Here is an 18,218-nt window from a genome sequence, read left to right as displayed (position 1 = left end):
GGGACCGGAACCGGGACAAGCCCGGCAGCCCGAGCCGGGACGAGCCCGAAGACCCGAACCGGGACAAGCCCGGCAGCCCGAGCCGGGACGAGCCCGGGGACCGGAACCGGGACAAGCCCGGGAGCCCGAGCCGGGACGAGCCCGGGGACCGGAACCGGGACAAGCCCGGCAGCCCGAGCCGGGACGAGCCCGAAGACCCGAACCGGGACAAGCCCGGCAGCCCGAGCCGGGACGAGCCCCGGGGTCGGAACCGGGGCAGGCCCGGGGGCCGGAGTGGGGCCGGCGGCGCAGGCCGGGTGGGTTCTCGGCGTCAGTGCTCCCGTCGTGCCCGCCGAGTGGCCGGCCGCCGATGCGCAGGCGGCCCGCGCGCTGGCCCGGGCGCGGGCCACCCGGGTGCCGCTGGTCCGGCACGGCGCGCGGCCCGCGCTGGCCGACCTCGTGCCGGACGGCGAGGCCGAGGCGCACGCGCGTGCGCTGCTCGCGCCGGTCGCGGACGTCCCGGCGCTCACCGAGACGCTGCGCACCTGGCTCTCCCTGCACGGCAGCTGGGACCGCACCGCCGTCGCCCTGTCCGTGCACCGCAACACCGTCCGGCAACGCATCGCCCGCTGCGCGGCTCTGCTGGACGCCGACCTCGACGACCCGGACGTACGGATGGAGTTGTGGTTCGCGCTGCGGAGGTGACCCGCGTCCCAGCGCGCGATATGCCGGAGACGCCGACTGGCGGCTGCCTCACAATGGGAGCCATGCCGATACCCGGGACACCCAGCCGCGCCGAACTCGCCGAGCACCTCGTCAGAACCCGTATCGCGGGCGACGTCGCCACGCCGCGCGAGAACAACCTCTCCCACTACCGGAAGCTGGCGAACGGCGACCGGGGCTTCTGGCTCGGTCTGGAGCTGGGCGACCGCTGGACCGACGAGCAGGACGTGCTCGCGGTGATGGCGGAGCGGGTCGGCGTCAACGACGACCCGGAATACCGGTACGGCCAGGACACCATCGACCCCGAACTGACCGTGGCCGCGCTGGAGCGGATGGCGGCGCGGCTGCGCAAGGCCGCCGACGGCGAGCAGCGGGTGCTGTTCGCCACCGGCCACCCGGGCGGGCTGCTCGACGTGCACCGCGCCACGGCCGACGCGCTGCGCACCGCCGGTTGCGAGATCGTCGTGATCCCGGAAGGGCTGACGACGGAGGAGGGATACGTCCAGCAGTTCGCGGACGTGGCCGTGCTGGAGCACGGGGCCTCGCTGTGGCACACCCACTCCGGTGCACCGATGAAGGCGATCCTCACCGGCCTGGAGCGCGCGGGCCGCCCGCTGCCCGACCTGGTCGTCGCCGACCACGGCTGGGCCGGCTACGCCGGTCAGCACGGCGTCGACTCCGTCGGCTACGCCGACTGCAACGACCCGGCGCTCTTCCTCGCCGAGTCCGAGGGCACCCTCCAGGTCGCGGTGCCGCTGGACGACCACGTGGTCAGCCCGCGCTACTACGACCCGATGACGGCGTATCTGCTGGCGGAGGCGGGCCTGGACACGGGCCGAGCCTAGGTCGATTCACCGCTTCTCACCGCTGCTCACGGCTTCGCGCAAACGCCGCGGTGTGCGGCTCCTTCGAGTCCGGAGCCGCACACCGTGCCTGTTTCACAGTCGGATCACCGGCCTCCACGCCCATTGTCGCCACCGCGGCCGTTGTCGTGGTCGCCACGGCCGTTGTCGCGGTCACCACGGTCGTTGTCGCGGTCACCACGGTCGTTGTCGTAGTCACCGCGGCCGTTGTCGCGGTCGTAGTAACGGTCGTCGTCGTGGTCACCGCGGTCGTAGCGGTCCCAGTAGTAGTCGCAGTCGTCGTCCCACCAGTCGTCGTGGTGGTCGTCGTCGCAGTAGCGGCTGTAGCTGCCGCGGTCGTGCGACGAGTCGTTCGCGGAGGCGGTACCCGCCGTGCCCACCGCGACGCCACCGGCCATCATCAGCCCTGCGGCCGACACCGCCACAAGACGCTTCGTGCGCTGTGCTCGCATGAGATTCCCCTCGGTTCCGTTCCGTCTTCTCCCGCGCTTCCCCGGAAGGAAGGCGCGAGCGGATGGCCGCCGCCGCGCGATACCTGTGCGGCACGGTCTTGGGTTTCACCGCGTCCTGGTACACGTGCGCGGGCTCGACCGCCGACGCCCTCGGACCGCCCGGAAAGGTTCACGGGCAAGCTTCGCGGCCCTGGTCCGGAGCCAACTGGCCAGATCGGCCGGGTCTACCGCGCTAGCGGCGTTTCCCTCGCCCAGCCTAAACCCGTATGTGTCTCACGTCACATTTAACGGCCCACGAGAAGCGGAGTCACCGAGGGACCCGCACCACGCCTTCCTGGATGACCGAGATGGCCAGTCGTCCGTCCTGGGTGTGGATGCGGGCCTGGCCGAGACCCCGGCCGCCGGACGCGGACGGGGACTGCTGGTCGTACAGCAGCCACTCGTCGGCGCGGAACGGCCTGTGGAACCACATCGCGTGGTCCAACGAGGCACCTACGACGTCCCCGACGGCCCAGCCACCGCGGCCGTGCGCGAGCAGCACCGAGTCGAGCAGGGTCATGTCGGAGACGTACGTGGCGAGGACGACGTGGAGGAGAGGGTCGTCCGCGAGTTTGCCGTTGGTGCGGAACCACACCTGGGAGTGCGGGTCGCGCGGGGTGCCGAAGTCGCCGAACGGCGGGTCGTTGACGTAGCGCAGGTCGACGGCGGCGCGGGCCTCCAGGAACCGTTCGACGGTGTCGGCGGGCAGGTGCGGGTAGCTCCGCAGCCGCTCCTCGCCGGTGGGCAGCGTCGCCGGGTCCGGTGCGGACGGCATGGCGGCCTGGTGGTCCAGGCCCTCCTCGTACGTCTGGAAGGACGCCGAGAGGCCGAAGATCGGCTTGCCGTGCTGGACGGCGACGACCCGGCGGGTGGTGAAGGAGCGGCCGTCGCGCAGCCGGTCGACGTTGTAGACGATGGGCGCGCCGGGGTCGCCGGGGCGCAGGAAGTACGCGTGCAGGGAGTGCGCGTGCCGGTCCCCGGGGACCGTGCGTCCGGCGGCGACCAGCGCCTGGGCGGCCACCTGCCCGCCGAAGACCCGGGGGACGACGGCGGAGCGGGAGTGGCCGCGGTAGATGTCCTCCTCGATCCGCTCGAGGTCGAGCAGGTCGAGGAGGGACTGGAGTGCTTCGCTCATGTCCTGTGATTCTGTGGTCTACAGACCGGTCTACAGGCCCATGTTCTTCGCGATGATCATCTTCATGACCTCGCTGGTGCCGCCGTAGATGCGGTTGACGCGGTTGTCCGCGTACAGGCGGGCGATCGGGTACTCGTTCATGTAGCCGTAGCCGCCGTGCAGCTGGAGGCAGCGGTCGATGACGCGGTGGGCGACCTCGGTACAGAACAGCTTGGCGCTGGCGGCCTCGGCGGGGGTCAGTTCACCGGCGTCCAGCGCCTCGGTGGCGCGGTCGGCGACGGCCTCGGCGGCGTCCACCTCGGCCTGGCAGGCGGCCAGCTCGAACTTGGTGTTCTGGAAGTGGGCGACCGGCTTGCCGAAGACGGTACGCTCCTGCACGTACTGCTTGGCGAACCGGACGGCTGCGGCGGCCTGGGCGTAGGCACCGAAGGCGATGCCCCAGCGCTCGGAGGCCAGGTTGTGGCCGAGGTAGGAGAAGCCCTTGTTCTCCTCGCCGAGCAGGTCCTCGACGGGCACTTTGACGTCGACGAAGGCCAGCTCGGCGGTGTCGGAGGTGCGCAGGCCCAGCTTGTCCAGCTTGCGGCCGACCGAGTAGCCCTCGGACTTGGTGTCCACGGCGAACAGGGAGATGCCGTGGCGGCGGTCCTCGGCGGTGGGCGCGGCGGTGCGGGCGCAGACGATGACCTTGTCGGCGTGCACGCCGCCGGTGATGAAGGTCTTGGCGCCGTTGAGGACGTAGTGGCTGCCGTCCTCGGAGAGCTTGGCGGTGGACTTCATGCCCGCGAGGTCGGAGCCGGTGCCGGGCTCCGTCATGGCGATGGCCCACATCTCCTCGCCGCTGACGAACTTAGGCAGGAAGCGCTTCTTCTGCTCGTCGGTGGCCAGCATCCTGATGTACGGCAGGGCGAGCAGCACGTGCACGCCGGAGCCACCGAACTGGACGCCCGCGCGGGCGGTCTCCTCGTAGAGGACGGCCTCGAACTTGTGGCTGTCCATGCCGGCGCCGCCGAACTCCTCGGGCACGTTGATGCCGAAGATGCCCAGGTCGCCGAGCTTGTAGTAGAAGTCGCGCGGCGCCTGGCCGGCGGCGAACCACTCGTCGTAGACGGGGACGACCTCGGCCTCGATGAAGGCGCGGATGGTCTCCCGGAACGCCTCGTGGTCCTCGTTGAACACCGTACGGCGCACCGCGCCACCTCCAGGGTACGTATCTAAGCGCTTGCTCAGACTTCACCGTACCGGCGGGTAGGGAGGGGCGTCCAGAGTGGGCCGTGGGTAACCCTCGTCACTCCCCCACCGCCGCGAACGCCCCCCGTGCCATCCGGTGCAGCAGCTCCGACGTCACCGTGCGGCCGGGGAGGGCGCCGGGGCGGCCCAGGTGCGGGGTGGAGTTCAGGAGGCCGAAGACCGAGTGGACGGCCGAGCGGGCGCTCGGTTCCGTGACCGCCGGGTAGACCTCGCGGACCACCCCGACCCACAGCTCGACGTACTGCCGCTGGAGCTGGCGCACCATCTTGCGGTCGGCGTCCCGGAGGCGGTCCAGCTCGCGGTCGTGCAGGGTGATGAGCGGGCGGTCGTCGAGCGCGAAGTCGATGTGACCCTCGATGAGCGAGTCGAGGACCGCCTCCGCGCCCGGCCCGGAGCCGGTCACCCCCTCGGCCTCGGCCAGCCGCCGCTTCGCCCCCGTCAGCAGCTGTCCGCTGATCCCGACCAGCAGCTCCGCGAGCATCGCGTCCTTGCCGGCGAAGTGCCGGTACAGACCGGGGCCGCTGATGCCGACCGCGGCGCCTATCTCGTCGACGCCGACACCGTGGAAACCGCGCTCGGCGAAGAGCCGGGCGGCCTCCTTGAGGATCTGCTCGCGGCGGGTGGGGGCGTCGGTTCTGGTGGCCATGGGAGCAATTCTAGACAGGGAGGTTAGCGGTCGTTAACCTGAGGGAAACGCGTTAACGCTCATTAACTGGTCGATCACTGGGTGAGGGGACCGCAGGATGCACGAGGCACCGGAGCTGACGACGACGGCAGATCCCGCGTCCGAGGCCTTTCGGGCCAACGAGGAGGCGCACGGCGTCCTCGTTCAGGAGCTGCGCGCCAAGCTCGCCGCGGCCCGGCTCGGCGGCGGAGAGCGGGCACGGGCCCGGCACACCGCGCGCGGCAAGCTGCTGCCACGCGACCGTGTGGACACACTGCTCGATCCGGGCTCGCCGTTCCTGGAGCTGGCGCCGCTCGCGGCCGACGGGCTCTACGACGGACAGGCCCCGGCGGCCGGCGTGATCGCCGGGATCGGGCGGGTGAGCGGCCGGGAGTGCGTGGTCGTCGCCAACGACGCCACCGTCAAGGGCGGCACGTACTACCCGATGACCGTGAAGAAGCACCTGAGGGCGCAGGAGGTGGCGCTGGAGAACCGGCTGCCGTGCCTGTACCTGGTCGACTCGGGGGGCGCGTTCCTGCCGATGCAGGACGAGGTCTTCCCCGACCGCGAGCACTTCGGGCGGATCTTCTACAACCAGGCCCGGATGTCCGGCGCCGGCATCCCGCAGATCGCCGCCGTCCTCGGCTCCTGCACGGCGGGCGGCGCGTACGTCCCGGCGATGAGCGACGAGGCCGTGATCGTCCGCAATCAGGGCACGATCTTCCTGGGCGGCCCGCCGCTGGTGAAGGCGGCCACCGGTGAGGTCGTCACGGCGGAGGAGCTGGGCGGCGGCGAGGTCCACTCGCGCGTGTCCGGCGTGACCGACCACCTGGCCGAGGACGACGCGCACGCGCTGCGGATCGTGCGGCAGATCGTCTCCACGCTGCCGGAGCGCGGCGCGCTCCCCTGGGGCGTGGAGCCCGCCGCCGAGCCGAAGGCCGACCCGCAGGGGCTGTACGGCGCGGTGCCGGTCGACTCCCGCACCCCCTACGACGTCCGCGAGGTCATCGCGCGCGTGGTGGACGGCTCCCGGTTCGCCGAGTTCAAGTCGGAGTTCGGGCAGACCCTGGTCACGGGCTTCGCCCGCATCCACGGCCACCCGGTGGGCGTCGTCGCCAACAACGGCATCCTGTTCGCCGAGTCGGCCCAGAAGGGCGCCCACTTCATCGAGCTGTGCGACCAGCGCGGCATCCCGCTGGTGTTCCTGCAGAACATCTCCGGGTTCATGGTCGGCCGGGACTACGAGGCCGGCGGCATCGCCAAGCACGGCGCCAAGATGGTGACGGCGGTGGCGTGCACGCGCGTGCCGAAGCTGACGGTGGTCGTCGGCGGCTCGTACGGCGCGGGCAACTACTCGATGTGCGGGCGGGCGTATTCGCCGCGCTTCCTGTGGATGTGGCCCAACGCGAAGATCTCGGTGATGGGCGGCGAGCAGGCCGCGTCCGTGCTGGCCACGGTCAAGCGGGACCAGCTGGAGGCACGCGGCGAGGAGTGGCCCGCCGAGGAGGAGGAGACCTTCAAGGCGCCGGTCCGCGCGCAGTACGAGCGCCAGGGGAACGCCTACTACGCGACCGCCCGCCTGTGGGACGACGGGGTCATCGAGCCCGCCGACACCCGGCGGGTGCTGGGTCTGGCCCTGACCGCCTGTGCCAACGCGCCGCTGGGTGAGCCCCAGTTCGGCGTCTTCCGGATGTGAGGAGGGGACTTCGATGGGGAGCCTGATGTTCGACACGGTACTGGTGGCCAACCGCGGTGAGATCGCGGTGCGTGTCATCCGGACCCTGCGCGCGATGGGCGTGCGCTCGGTGGCGGTCTTCTCCGACGCCGACGCGGACGCGCGGCACGTGCGCGAGGCCGACGAGGCGGTACGGATCGGTCCGGCGCCGGCGCCGGAGAGCTATCTGTCCGTCGAGCGGCTGCTGGAGGCCGCCGCCCGGACCGGCGCGCAGGCCGTCCACCCGGGGTACGGCTTCCTCGCCGAGAACGCCGGGTTCGCGCGGGCCTGCGAGGCGGCGGGGCTGGTCTTCATCGGGCCGCCCGCCGACGCCATCGCCCTGATGGGCGACAAGATCCGGGCCAAGGAGACGGTGAAGGCGGCCGGGGTCCCGGTCGTCCCGGGCTCCAGCGGCAGCGGGCTGACGGACGCCCAGCTCGCCGACGCCGCCCGCGAGATCGGCACCCCGGTGCTGCTCAAGCCGTCGGCCGGCGGTGGCGGTAAGGGCATGCGGCTGGTGCGGGACGCCGCCGTGCTGGCCGACGAGATCGCCGCCGCCCGCCGCGAGGCCCGCGCCTCCTTCGGCGACGACACGCTCCTCGTGGAGCGCTGGGTCGACCGGCCCCGGCACATCGAGATCCAGGTCCTGGCCGACGGCCACGGGAACGTGGTGCACCTGGGCGAGCGCGAGTGCTCGCTCCAGCGCCGGCACCAGAAGATCATCGAGGAGGCGCCCAGTGTGCTCCTCGACGAGGCGACCCGCGCCGCGATGGGCGAGGCCGCCGTGCAGGCGGCGCGCTCCTGCGGCTACCGGGGCGCGGGCACGGTGGAGTTCATCGTGCCGGGCAGCGACCCGTCGTCGTACTACTTCATGGAGATGAACACCCGCCTCCAGGTGGAGCACCCGGTGACCGAGCTGGTCACCGGCCTGGACCTGGTGGAGTGGCAGCTGCGGGTGGCGGCGGGCGAGCCGCTGGGCCTGGCGCAGGAGGACGTCCGGCTGACCGGGCACGCAGTCGAGGCCCGGCTGTGCGCCGAAGACCCCGCGCGCGGCTTCCTCCCCTCCGGCGGCACGGTGCTGCGGCTGCGCGAGCCCGAGGGCGACGGGGTGCGCACCGACTCCGGGCTCAGCGAGGGCAGCGAGGTCGGCAGCCTCTACGACCCGATGCTGTCCAAGGTGATCGCGTACGGCCCCGACCGGGAGACGGCGCTGCGCAAGCTGCGGGCGGCCCTGGCCCGGACGGTGACGCTGGGCGTGCAGACCAACGCCGGGTTCCTGCGGCGGCTGCTCGCGCACCCGGCGGTGGTCGCGGGCGACCTGGACACCGGGCTGGTGGAGCGCGAGGCCGACGGCCTGGTCTCCACGGACGTACCGGAGGAGGTGTACGAGGCGGCTGCGGCCGTACGGCTGGACGCGCTGCGTCCGCGCGGGGACGGCTGGACGGACCCGTTCTCGGTGCCGGACGGCTGGCGCACGGGCGGCGAGCCGAAGCCGGTGGCCTTCCCGATGCGGGCCACGGGACTTGAACCCGTCACGCACTCCCCGCGCGGCAGCCACACCGTCACCGACGACCAGGTGGCCGTCACCCTCGACGGTGTCCGGCACACCTTCCACCGCGCCGCCGACTGGCTGGGCCGCGACGGCGACGCCTGGCACGTGCGCGACCACGACCCGGTCGCCGCGTCACTCACCCGCTCCGCCCACGCGGGCGCCGACTCGCTCACCGCGCCCATGCCGGGCACGGTGACGGTGGTGAAGGTCGCCGTCGGCGACGAGGTGGCCGCCGGACAGAGCCTGCTGGTCGTGGAGGCGATGAAGATGGAGCACGTCATCTCCGCCCCGCACGCCGGCACCGTCGCCGAACTGGACGTCGCGCCCGGCACCACGGTCGCCATGGACCAGGTACTGGCGGTCATCACCCCGACAGAGGACGGGGAGGAGGAGACGGCGTGAACACCCCCGAGCTGGGCCTGCCCATGACCGTGCCGGCCGAGGGCCTGCCCGCCCGCGTCCGCGTCCACGAGGTGGGCGCCCGCGACGGCCTGCAGAACGAGAAGGCGATCGTCCCGGCGGCGGTGAAGGCGGAGTTCGTCCGCCGCCTGGCGGGCACGGGCCTGACCACCATCGAGGCGACGAGCTTCGTGCACCCCAAGTGGGTGCCGCAGCTGGCGGACGCGGAGGAGCTGTTCCCGGCGGTAGCTGACCTGCCGGTCGACCTCCCCGTCCTGGTGCCGAACGAGCGGGGCCTGGACCGCGCGCTGGCGCTCGGCGCCCGGCGGGTGGCGGTCTTCGCCAGCGCCACGGAGTCCTTCGCCAAGGCCAACCTGAACCGCACGCTGGACGAGGCCCTGACCATGTTCGCGCCGGTGGTGGCGCGGGCGAAGGCGGCGGACGTGCACGTACGGGGCTACCTGTCGATGTGCTTCGGCGACCCGTGGGAGGGCGCCGTCCCCGTCCCGCAGGTCGTGCGGGTCTGCCGGGCCCTGCTGGACATGGGCTGCGACGAACTGAGCCTCGGCGACACCATCGGCGTGGCGACCCCGGGCCATGTCAGCGCCCTGCTCACCGCGCTCACCGCGGCGGGCGTCCCCGTGGACACGCTCGGCGTGCACTTCCACGACACCTACGGCCAGGCCCTGTCCAACACGCTGACCGCGCTGCGGCACGGCGTCACGACGGTCGACGCCTCCGCCGGCGGCCTGGGCGGCTGCCCGTACGCCAAGTCCGCCACCGGCAACCTCGCCACCGAGGACCTCCTGTGGATGCTGCGCGGCCTCGGCATCGACACCGGCGTCGACCTCGGCCGTCTCGTCGCCACCAGCGTCTGGATGGCCGCCCACCTGGGCCGACCCAGCCCGTCCCGCACCGTACGAGCCCTCGCCGGCTCGGGCGCCGACTCCGACCAGGAGCAGTGAACAGCCATGGACCACAAGCTCTCCCCCGAACTGGAAGAACTCCGCCGCACGGTGGAGGCGTTCGCCCACGACGTCGTGGCGCCCAAGATCGGCGACTTCTACGAGCGGCACGAGTTCCCGTACGAGATCGTCCGGGAGATGGGCCGCATGGGCCTGTTCGGGCTGCCGTTCCCGGAGGAGTACGGCGGCATGGGCGGCGACTACCTCGCCCTCGGCATCGCCCTGGAGGAACTGGCCCGGGTCGACTCGTCGGTGGCGATCACGCTGGAGGCGGGGGTCTCGCTGGGCGCGATGCCCGTCCACCTGTTCGGCACCGAGGAGCAGAAGCGTGCGTGGCTGCCCCGGCTGTGCTCCGGCGAGATCCTGGGCGCCTTCGGCCTGACCGAGCCGGACGGCGGATCGGACGCGGGCGCGACACGCACGACGGCCCGGCTCGACGAGGCGACCGGCGAGTGGGTGATCAACGGCACCAAGTGCTTCATCACCAACTCGGGCACGGACATCACGGGCCTGGTGACGGTCACGGCGGTCACCGGCCGCAAGCCGGACGGCCGGCCCCTGATCTCGGCGATCATCGTCCCGTCGGGCACGCCGGGCTTCACGGTGGCCGCCCCCTACTCCAAGGTCGGCTGGAACGCGTCGGACACCCGCGAGCTGTCCTTCTCCGACGTACGGGTCCCGGCGGCGAACCTGCTGGGCGAGAAGGGGCGCGGCTACGCCCAGTTCCTGCGCATCCTGGACGAGGGGCGCATCGCCATCGCCGCGCTGGGTACGGGACTCGCGCAGGGCTGCGTGGACGAGTCGGTCAAGTATGCGAAGGAACGTCACGCCTTCGGCAAGCCCATCGGCGCCAACCAGGCCATCCAGTTCAAGATCGCCGACATGGAGATGAAGGCCCACACCTCCCGCCTCGCCTGGCGGGACGCGGCCTCGCGCCTGGTGACGGGCGAGCCGTTCAAGAAGGAGGCGGCGCTGGCGAAGCTGTACTCGTCGACGGTGGCCGTGGACAACGCCCGGGAGGCCACCCAGATCCACGGCGGCTACGGGTTCATGAACGAGTACCCGGTCGCCCGCATGTGGCGGGACGCGAAGATCCTGGAGATCGGCGAGGGCACCAGCGAGGTCCAGCGGATGCTGATCGCAAGGGAGTTGGGGCTGGTGAGCTGAGACGGCGCACCGTCGCGGGGTGGGGCGGCCGGGCCGCACTCCGGCCCCACCCCCTGGACAAGATCTGAGGTTAGGCTAACCTACCCTCGAATTGTCCCGCGGAGCTCCGCACCGTTCGAAAGCAGTCACACCATGCCCAACGCCAGAGCTGCCCACCCGACCCGCCGCGGAATCCTCGCCGCCGGCGGCGCCATCGGCCTCGGTGCCGTGCTCGCGGCCTGCGGGGACGACGACGCGAAGAGCGGCGGCTCGGGCGACGACGCGGGCGCCGGCACGTCCGGCCCCTGGTCCTTCAAGGACGACCGCGGCACCACCGTGAAGCTGGACGCGGTGCCCACGAGCATCGTCGCCTTCACCGGTGTCGCCGCCGCCCTGTGGGACTACGGCGTCCAGGTCAAGGGCGTCTTCGGGCCCACCACGACCAAGGACGGCAAGCCCGACGTCCAGGCCGGCGACCTCGACGTCGACAAGGTCACGGTCCTCGGCAACGAGTGGGGCAAGCTCAACGTCGAGAAGTACGCGACCCTCGCCCCCGAGGTGCTCATCACCACGACGTTCGACACCGCGGGCACCCTCTGGTCCGTCCCGGAGGAGTCCAAGGACAAGGTCGCCAAGCTCGCGCCGAGCGTGGCCGTCTCGGTCTTCGACCGTCAGCTCACCAAGCCGCTCCAGCGGATGTGGGAACTGGCCGAGTCGCTCGGCGCGGACATGAAGGCCAAGAAGGTCACCGACGCCAAGGCCGCCTTCGAGAAGGCCGCCGCCCGGCTGCGCGCCGCCGCCAAGGCGAAGCCCGAGATCAAGGTCCTGGCCGGCTCCGCGAGCCCCGACCTCTTCTACGTCTCCGGCACCAACTTCTCCGTGGACCTGGAGTACTTCAAGGCCCTCGGCGTGAACTTCGTCGAGCCCTCCGAGGAGGCGAAGAAGGCGACCGGCGGCTGGTTCGAGAGTCTGAGCTGGGAGAACGTCGACAAGTACCCGGCCGACGTCATCATCATGGACGACCGCGCCTCCACCATCCAGCCCGCGGACATCACCGAGGGCACCTGGAAGAAGCTCCCCGCGGTCAAGGCCGGCCAGGTCATCTCCCGCTCCCCCGAGCCGATCCTGTCCTACGACAAGTGCACGCCGCTGCTGAACAACCTCGCCGAGGCCATCGAGAACGCCAAGAAGGTCGGCTGACCTTCTCCGTCTCCCGGAGCACGCCATGACGACGGCCGTAGCCGCCCCGTTCCGTTTCTTCTCCCTCCAGGTCGTACGGACGAGGCGGCTCGGCCCGTCTCTGGCCCGTGTCACCTTCGCCGGGGACGACCTGCGCGCCTTCCACTCGGACGGCCTCGACCAGTCCCTGTCCCTGTTCCTGCCGCACCCGGGCCAATCGGAGCCCGCGGTACCCGTGGAGCGGGGATGGGGGTCCCCCCGCTCGAGCGAAGCCGAGAGTGGGGGAGGGTGGTGGCAGGCGTGGCGTGAACTCCCGGACGACGTGCGGGCGGTGATGCGCTCGTACACGCTGCGGGCGCATCGGCGGGACGCCGACGGCAACACCGCCGAGATCGACATCGACTTCGTGCTGCACGGCCTCGAACCCGGCGCCGCCTTCGAGGCCGGCCCCGCCGCCCGCTGGGCCGCCGCCGCCACCGCCGGGGACCGCGTCCTGCTGCTCGGCCCGGCCGCCGCCGACAACCGGGCGATCCGCTTCCGGCCGCCCGAGGACACCGACCTGGTGGTGATCTGGGGCGACGAGACCGCCGTACCGGCCGCCTGCGCGATCGTCGAGTCGCTGCCCGCCGGCACCCGCGCCCGGGTCTGGCTGGAGGTGCCGCACGCCGAGGACGTGCAGGACCTCGACACGGCGGCGGACGCCGAGATCACCTGGCTGGTCAGGGACGTCACCGGCGGTCCCGAGGCGACCCTGGCCACCCTGCGGGACGCGCGGCTGCCGCACGCCGAGCACCCCTATGTCTGGATCGCGGGCGAGTCGGGCTGCGTCAAGCTGCTGCGCCGGCACTTCGTGGGCGAGCGCGGCATCGACCGGCGGCGCGTCACCTTCGTCGGCTACTGGCGCCAGGGGCTGACGGAGGAACAGCTCCGCGAACAGGGCTGAGACCGGGGGGCCTTACTGCCGTACACGCGAGTGACGGCAGTCACGCACGGGGCTACGCTTGATCCACTCTACTTAGGTTAGGCTAACCTAAATAAACCCAGGGCTCCGCCCCTTCCGCCCTTTCCCGCCCTTCCCTCTTCCTCTCCCTCTCGGACCGTCCCCACCGGAGGACCCCCACATGCGCTCGCACCTGCTCAACGACACCACCGCGGAGCAGTACCGCCGCTCCGTGACCGAAGGAGTCGAGCGGGTGGCCGCCAAACTCGCCACCACCGACCGCCCGTTCACCGGTGTCACGGTCGACGCCCTCTCCCCCCGCATCGACGAGATCGACCTCGACCGGCCCCTGCACGACACCGCTGCGGTCCTCGACGAGCTGGAGGACGTCTACCTCCGTGACGCCGTCTACTTCCACCACCCCCGCTACCTCGCCCACCTCAACTGCCCCGTCGTCATCCCGGCGGTGCTCGGCGAGGCTGTGCTCTCCGCCGTCAACTCCTCCCTGGACACCTGGGACCAGTCGGCGGGCGGCACGCTCATCGAGCGGAAGCTGATCGACTGGACCACCGACCGGATCGGCCTCGGCCCCGCCGCCGACGGCGTGTTCACCTCGGGCGGCACCCAGTCGAACCTCCAGGCGCTGCTGCTGGCCCGCGAGGAGGCCAAGACCAACTCCCTCGCCGACCTGCGCGTCTTCGCCTCCGAGGTCAGCCACTTCAGCGTGCAGAAGTCGGCGAAACTGCTCGGCCTCGGTCCCGACGCCGTCGTCTCGATCCCCGTCGACCACGACAAGCGCCTGCACACCGTCGCCCTCGCCCGTGAGCTGGAGCGCTGCACGCGGGACGGCCTCGTCCCCATGGCCGTCGTCGCCACCGGCGGCACCACCGACTTCGGCTCCATCGACCCGCTCCCGGAGATCGCCGCGCTGTGCGAGCAGTACGGGGTGTGGATGCACGTGGACGCGGCCTACGGCTGCGGGCTGCTCGCCTCCCTGAAGTACCGGGACCGGCTGGCCGGCATCGAGCGCGCCGACTCGGTCACCGTCGACTACCACAAGTCCTTCTTCCAGCCGGTGAGTTCGTCCGCCGTGCTGGTGCGGGACGCGGCCACCCTGCGCCACGCCACCTACCACGCGGAGTACCTCAACCCGCGCCGCATGGTGCAGGAACGTATCCCCAACCAGGTGGACAAGTCGCTCCAGACCACCCGCCGCTTCGACGCGCTCAAGCTGTGGATGACGCTGCGCGTGATGGGCGCCGACGGCATCGGGCAGCTCTTCGACGAGGTGTGCGACCTGGCCGCCGAGGGCTGGCGGCTGATCGCCGGCGACCCGCGCTACGACGTCGTCGTGGAGCCGAGCCTGTCCACCCTGGTCTTCCGCTACATACCGGCGGCCGTCACCGACCCCGCCGAGATCGACCGCGCCAACCTGTACGCCCGCCGGGCCCTGTTCGCCTCCGGCGACGCCGTGGTCGCGGGCACCAAGGTGGCCGGACGCCACTACCTGAAGTTCACCCTGCTCAACCCCGAGACGACCACGGCCGACATCGCCGCCGTCCTCGACCTGATCGCCGGCCACGCCGAGCAGTACCTGGGAGAGTCCCTTGACCGCGCTTCCTGAAGCCAGTGCCACGTACGACTTCGTGGGGATCGGCCTCGGCCCCTTCAACCTCGGCCTCGCCTGCCTCACCGAGCCCATCGACGGGCTGAACGGCGTCTTCCTGGAGTCCAAGCCGGACTTCGCGTGGCACGCCGGCATGTTCCTGGACGGCGCCCACCTCCAGACCCCGTTCATGTCGGACCTGGTCACGCTCGCCGACCCGACCTCCCCGTACTCCTTCCTCAACTACCTGAAGGAGAAGGGCCGGCTGTACGCGTTCTACATCCGGGAGAACTTCTACCCGCTGCGTGTCGAGTACGACGACTACTGCCGCTGGGCCGCGAACAGACTGAGCAGCGTCCGCTTCTCCACGACGGTCACCGAGGTGACGTACGACGAGCGCGAGGAGCTGTACGCCGTCGCGACCACGGCCGGCGACACCTACCGCGCCCGCCGCCTCGTCCTCGGCACCGGCACCCCGCCGCACATCCCCGACGCCTGCCGAGGCCTGGCCGGTGACTTCCTGCACAACTCCCAGTACGTCCGGCACCGGGCGGAGCTGGTGCAGAAGGAGTCGATCACGCTGGTCGGCAGCGGCCAGTCCGCCGCCGAGATCTACCAGGACCTGCTCAGCGAGATCGACGTCCACGGCTACCGGCTCAACTGGGTGACGCGCTCCCCGCGCTTCTTCCCACTGGAGTACACCAAGCTCACGCTGGAGATGACCTCCCCGGAGTACGTGGACTACTACCACGCGCTGCCGGAGCCCACCCGCTACCGCCTCACGGCCGAGCAGAAGGGCCTGTTCAAGGGCATCGACGGCGACCTGATCAACGACATCTTCGACCTGCTCTACCAGAAGAAACTGGGCGGCCCGGTCCCCACCCGCCTGCTCACCAACTCGGCACTGACCAGCGCCCGGTACGCGGACGGCACGTACACCCTGGGCTTCCGCCAGGAGGAGCAGGGCAGCGACTTCGAGATCGACACCCAGGGCCTGGTCCTGGCCACCGGGTACCGGTACGCCGAGCCGGAGTTCCTCAAGCCCGTCCGCGACCGGCTCCGCTACGACTCCCACGGCAACTTCGACGTGGCCCGCAACTACGCCGTGGACGTCACGGGCAGCGGCGTGTTCCTGCAGAACGCGGGCGTCCACACGCACAGCGTCACCAGCCCCGACCTGGGTATGGGCGCCTACCGCAACAGCTACATCGTCCGAGAGCTGCTCGGCACCGAGTACTACCCGGTCGAGAAGTCGATCGCGTTCCAGGAGTTCAGCGCATGACCACCCCCACGACAGCCCCCACCGCGAGGATCGGCGCCCTCACCCTGTGCCCCCTCGACCCGCTCAAGGACGCCGAGCTGCTGCACGGCTGGCTCACTCACCCCAAGTCCGCGTTCTGGATGATGCAGGAGGCGAAACTCGTCGACGTCGAGCGGGCGTACATGGAGGTGGCCGCCGACCCGCACCAGGACGCCCGCATCGGCCTGCACGACGGCGTCCCCGCCTTCCTGATGGAGCGGTACGACCCGGTCCACCGCGAGCTGACCGGCCTGTACGAGCCGGAGCCGGGTGACGTCGGCATGCACTTCCTGGTCGCCCCCACCGACCGCCCGGTGCACGGCTTCACCCGCGCCGTCATCACCGCCGTCATGACCGAGCTGTTCGCCGACCCGGCGACCGCCCGCGTCGTCGTCGAGCCGGACATCGACAACAAGGCCGTCCACGCCCTGAACGCAGCCGTCGGATTCGTGCCCGAGCGCGAGATCCAGAAGCCGGAGAAGAAGGCGTTGCTGAGCTTCTGCACCCGCGACCAGTTCGAGAAGGCGGTGTCCGCATGAGCCTCGCCGACGCCGTCGCCCACCTCTCCCCCGAGCGCTGGGAGCAGGCCAACCGCCTCCTGATCCGCAAGGCCCTGGCCGAGTTCACGCACGAGCGGCTGTTCTCCCCCGAGCGGGACGGCGAGGAGTACGTCGTCCGCAGCGACGACGGCCAGACCCGCTACCGTTTCACGGCCACCGTCCGCGCCCTGGACCACTGGCAGGTGGACGCCGCCTCCATCACCCGCCACCGCGACGGGGCCGAACTTCCGCTCGCCGCGCTGGACTTCTTCGTCGAGCTGCAAAAGACGCTGGGCCTGAGCGAGGAGATCCTGCCGGTCTACCTGGAGGAGATCTCCTCCACCCTCTCCGGCACCTGCTACAAACTCACCAAGCCGGAAATCACCTCGGCCGAGCTGGCCCGCGGCGACTTCCAGGCCGTCGAGACCGGCATGACCGAGGGCCACCCGTGCTTCGTCGCCAACAACGGGCGGCTCGGCTTCGGCATCCACGAGTACCTGTCCTACGCCCCCGAGACCGCGAGCCCGGTCCGGCTGGTGTGGCTGGCCGCGCACCGCTCCCGGGCGGCGTTCACGGCGGGTGTCGGGATCGAGTACGAGTCCTTCGTCCGGGACGAGCTGGGCGAGCGGACCGTCGACCGCTTCCACGGCGTCCTGCGCGAGCGGGGCCTGGACCCGGCCGACTACCTGTTCATCCCGGTCCACCCCTGGCAGTGGTGGAACAAGCTCACCGTCACCTTCGCCGCCGAGGTCGCCCGCGGGCACCTGGTCTGCCTCGGCGAGGGCGACGACGAGTACCTGGCCCAGCAGTCCATCCGCACCTTCTTCAACGCCTCGCACCCCGAGAAGCACTACGTGAAGACGGCCCTGTCCGTCCTCAACATGGGCTTCATGCGCGGCCTGTCGGCGGCCTACATGGAGGCCACGCCTGCCATCAACGACTGGCTCGCCCAGCTCATCGAGGGCGACCCGGTGCTGGAGTCGACGGGCCTGAGCATCATCCGGGAGCGGGCCGCCGTCGGCTACCGGCACCTGGAGTACGAGCAGGCCACCGACCGCTACTCGCCGTACCGCAAGATGCTGGCGGCGCTCTGGCGGGAGAGCCCGGTGCCGTCCCTCCAGGAGGGCGAGACGCTCGCCACCATGGCCTCCCTCGTCCACGTCGACCACGAGGGCGCGTCCTTCGCGGGCGCGCTGATCGAGCGGTCGGGGCTCGCGCCCGCCGAGTGGCTGCGGCACTACCTGCGCGCCTACTACGTCCCGCTGCTGCACAGCTTCTACGCCTACGACCTGGTGTACATGCCGCACGGCGAGAACGTGATCCTGGTCCTGGAGGACGGGGTGGTGCGCCGGGCGATCTACAAGGACATCGCCGAGGAGATCGCGGTGATGGACCCGGACGCGGTGCTGCCGCCCGACGTCGCCAGGATCGCCGTGGACGTGCCCGAGGACAAGAAGCTCCTGTCGATCTTCACGGACGTCTTCGACTGCTTCTTCCGCTTCCTCGCCGCGAACCTCGCGGGCGAGGGCATCGTGGAGGAGGACGGCTTCTGGCGGACGGTCGCGGAGGTCACCCGCGAGTACCAGGCGTCGGTGCCGGAACTGGCCGACAAGTTCGACCGGTACGACATGTTCGCGCCCGAGTTCGCGCTGTCCTGCCTCAACCGGCTCCAGCTGCGCGACAACCGGCAGATGGTGGACCTCGCCGACCCGGCCGGCGCGCTCCAGCTGATCGGCCGGCTGGAGAACCCGCTCGCGGGCCGTTGACCGGCCCCC

The 18,218-nt window shown here is 71.3% G+C and carries 15 protein-coding genes and 1 pseudogene; 12 read left to right on the top strand and 4 right to left on the bottom strand.

Annotated features, from left to right (window positions below; genetic code table 11):
* Window positions 1-285: 285 nt before the first annotated feature.
* A pseudogene (locus ACFWR9_RS37420) lies at window positions 286-684 on the top strand (helix-turn-helix domain-containing protein); the annotation flags it as partial.
* A gap of 62 nt (window positions 685-746) precedes the next feature.
* Window positions 747-1,547 carry a phosphatase gene (locus tag ACFWR9_RS37415; protein ID WP_383850582.1) on the top strand — a complete coding sequence of 267 codons (801 nt, stop codon included), beginning with the start codon at window positions 747-749 and terminating at the stop codon, window positions 1,545-1,547.
* Window positions 1,548-1,651: 104 nt separating this feature from the next.
* Here the strand turns inward: ACFWR9_RS37415 and ACFWR9_RS37410 are convergent, their stop codons facing one another.
* From ACFWR9_RS37410 to ACFWR9_RS37395, 4 genes are all read right to left on the bottom strand, one after another.
* Complete coding sequence (locus tag ACFWR9_RS37410) at window positions 1,652-2,017, bottom strand: hypothetical protein (RefSeq protein WP_383850580.1); 366 nt, start codon at window positions 2,015-2,017, stop codon at window positions 1,652-1,654.
* 307 nt (window positions 2,018-2,324) lie between these two features.
* Window positions 2,325-3,191, bottom strand: coding sequence for an acyl-CoA thioesterase (locus tag ACFWR9_RS37405; RefSeq protein ID WP_383850578.1), 867 nt, complete (start codon window positions 3,189-3,191; stop codon window positions 2,325-2,327).
* 30 nt (window positions 3,192-3,221) lie between these two features.
* Window positions 3,222-4,379: an acyl-CoA dehydrogenase family protein gene (locus ACFWR9_RS37400; RefSeq protein ID WP_383850575.1), complete on the bottom strand. Its 1,158-nt coding sequence runs from the start codon at window positions 4,377-4,379 to the stop codon at window positions 3,222-3,224.
* A gap of 97 nt (window positions 4,380-4,476) precedes the next feature.
* On the bottom strand, window positions 4,477-5,085 hold the full coding sequence (locus ACFWR9_RS37395) for a TetR/AcrR family transcriptional regulator (RefSeq protein WP_383850571.1): 609 nt from the start codon (window positions 5,083-5,085) through the stop codon (window positions 4,477-4,479).
* A 97-nt stretch (window positions 5,086-5,182) separates the two neighbouring features.
* On the opposite strand from ACFWR9_RS37395, the gene ACFWR9_RS37390 reads away from it, so the two are divergent.
* From ACFWR9_RS37390 to ACFWR9_RS37345, 10 genes are all read left to right on the top strand, one after another.
* Window positions 5,183-6,799, top strand: a complete 1,617-nt coding sequence (locus ACFWR9_RS37390; RefSeq protein WP_383850569.1) for a carboxyl transferase domain-containing protein — start codon at window positions 5,183-5,185, stop codon at window positions 6,797-6,799.
* Between the two features lie 25 nt (window positions 6,800-6,824).
* Entirely contained in the window at window positions 6,825-8,771 is a 1,947-nt protein-coding gene (locus tag ACFWR9_RS37385) for an acetyl-CoA carboxylase biotin carboxylase subunit (RefSeq protein WP_383850587.1), read from the top strand.
* Window positions 8,768-9,733: a hydroxymethylglutaryl-CoA lyase gene (locus ACFWR9_RS37380; RefSeq protein WP_383850566.1), complete on the top strand. Its 966-nt coding sequence runs from the start codon at window positions 8,768-8,770 to the stop codon at window positions 9,731-9,733. Before ACFWR9_RS37385 ends, ACFWR9_RS37380 begins: the two co-directional genes overlap by 4 nt.
* A 6-nt stretch (window positions 9,734-9,739) precedes the next feature.
* On the top strand, window positions 9,740-10,900 hold the full coding sequence (locus ACFWR9_RS37375) for an acyl-CoA dehydrogenase family protein (RefSeq protein ID WP_383850563.1): 1,161 nt from the start codon (window positions 9,740-9,742) through the stop codon (window positions 10,898-10,900).
* 132 nt (window positions 10,901-11,032) lie between these two features.
* Window positions 11,033-12,079 (top strand): ABC transporter substrate-binding protein, encoded by a 1,047-nt coding sequence (locus ACFWR9_RS37370; protein WP_383850560.1) that lies wholly within the window; start codon window positions 11,033-11,035, stop codon window positions 12,077-12,079.
* A gap of 25 nt (window positions 12,080-12,104) precedes the next feature.
* Window positions 12,105-13,001, top strand: coding sequence for a siderophore-interacting protein (locus tag ACFWR9_RS37365; RefSeq protein ID WP_383850557.1), 897 nt, complete (start codon window positions 12,105-12,107; stop codon window positions 12,999-13,001).
* Between the two features lie 178 nt (window positions 13,002-13,179).
* On the top strand, window positions 13,180-14,622 hold the full coding sequence (gene desA / locus ACFWR9_RS37360) for a lysine decarboxylase DesA (RefSeq protein WP_383850554.1): 1,443 nt from the start codon (window positions 13,180-13,182) through the stop codon (window positions 14,620-14,622).
* Window positions 14,606-15,886: a lysine N(6)-hydroxylase/L-ornithine N(5)-oxygenase family protein gene (locus tag ACFWR9_RS37355; RefSeq protein WP_383850552.1), complete on the top strand. Its 1,281-nt coding sequence runs from the start codon at window positions 14,606-14,608 to the stop codon at window positions 15,884-15,886. The genes desA and ACFWR9_RS37355 overlap by 17 nt, the downstream gene beginning before the upstream one ends.
* Window positions 15,883-16,443 carry a GNAT family N-acetyltransferase gene (locus tag ACFWR9_RS37350; protein WP_383850549.1) on the top strand — a complete coding sequence of 187 codons (561 nt, stop codon included), beginning with the start codon at window positions 15,883-15,885 and terminating at the stop codon, window positions 16,441-16,443. The genes ACFWR9_RS37355 and ACFWR9_RS37350 overlap by 4 nt, the downstream gene beginning before the upstream one ends.
* Window positions 16,440-18,209 carry an IucA/IucC family protein gene (locus tag ACFWR9_RS37345; RefSeq protein WP_383850546.1) on the top strand — a complete coding sequence of 590 codons (1,770 nt, stop codon included), beginning with the start codon at window positions 16,440-16,442 and terminating at the stop codon, window positions 18,207-18,209. The genes ACFWR9_RS37350 and ACFWR9_RS37345 overlap by 4 nt, the downstream gene beginning before the upstream one ends.
* The last annotated feature ends 9 nt before the right edge of the window (window positions 18,210-18,218 follow it).

The organism is Streptomyces sp. NPDC058534, from assembly GCF_042717365.1.
In the GTDB taxonomy this organism is placed as follows: Bacteria; Actinomycetota; Actinomycetes; order Streptomycetales; family Streptomycetaceae; genus Streptomyces.
Note: the sequence above shows the minus strand (reverse complement) of the source record. Positions and strands in the feature narration are given on the sequence as shown.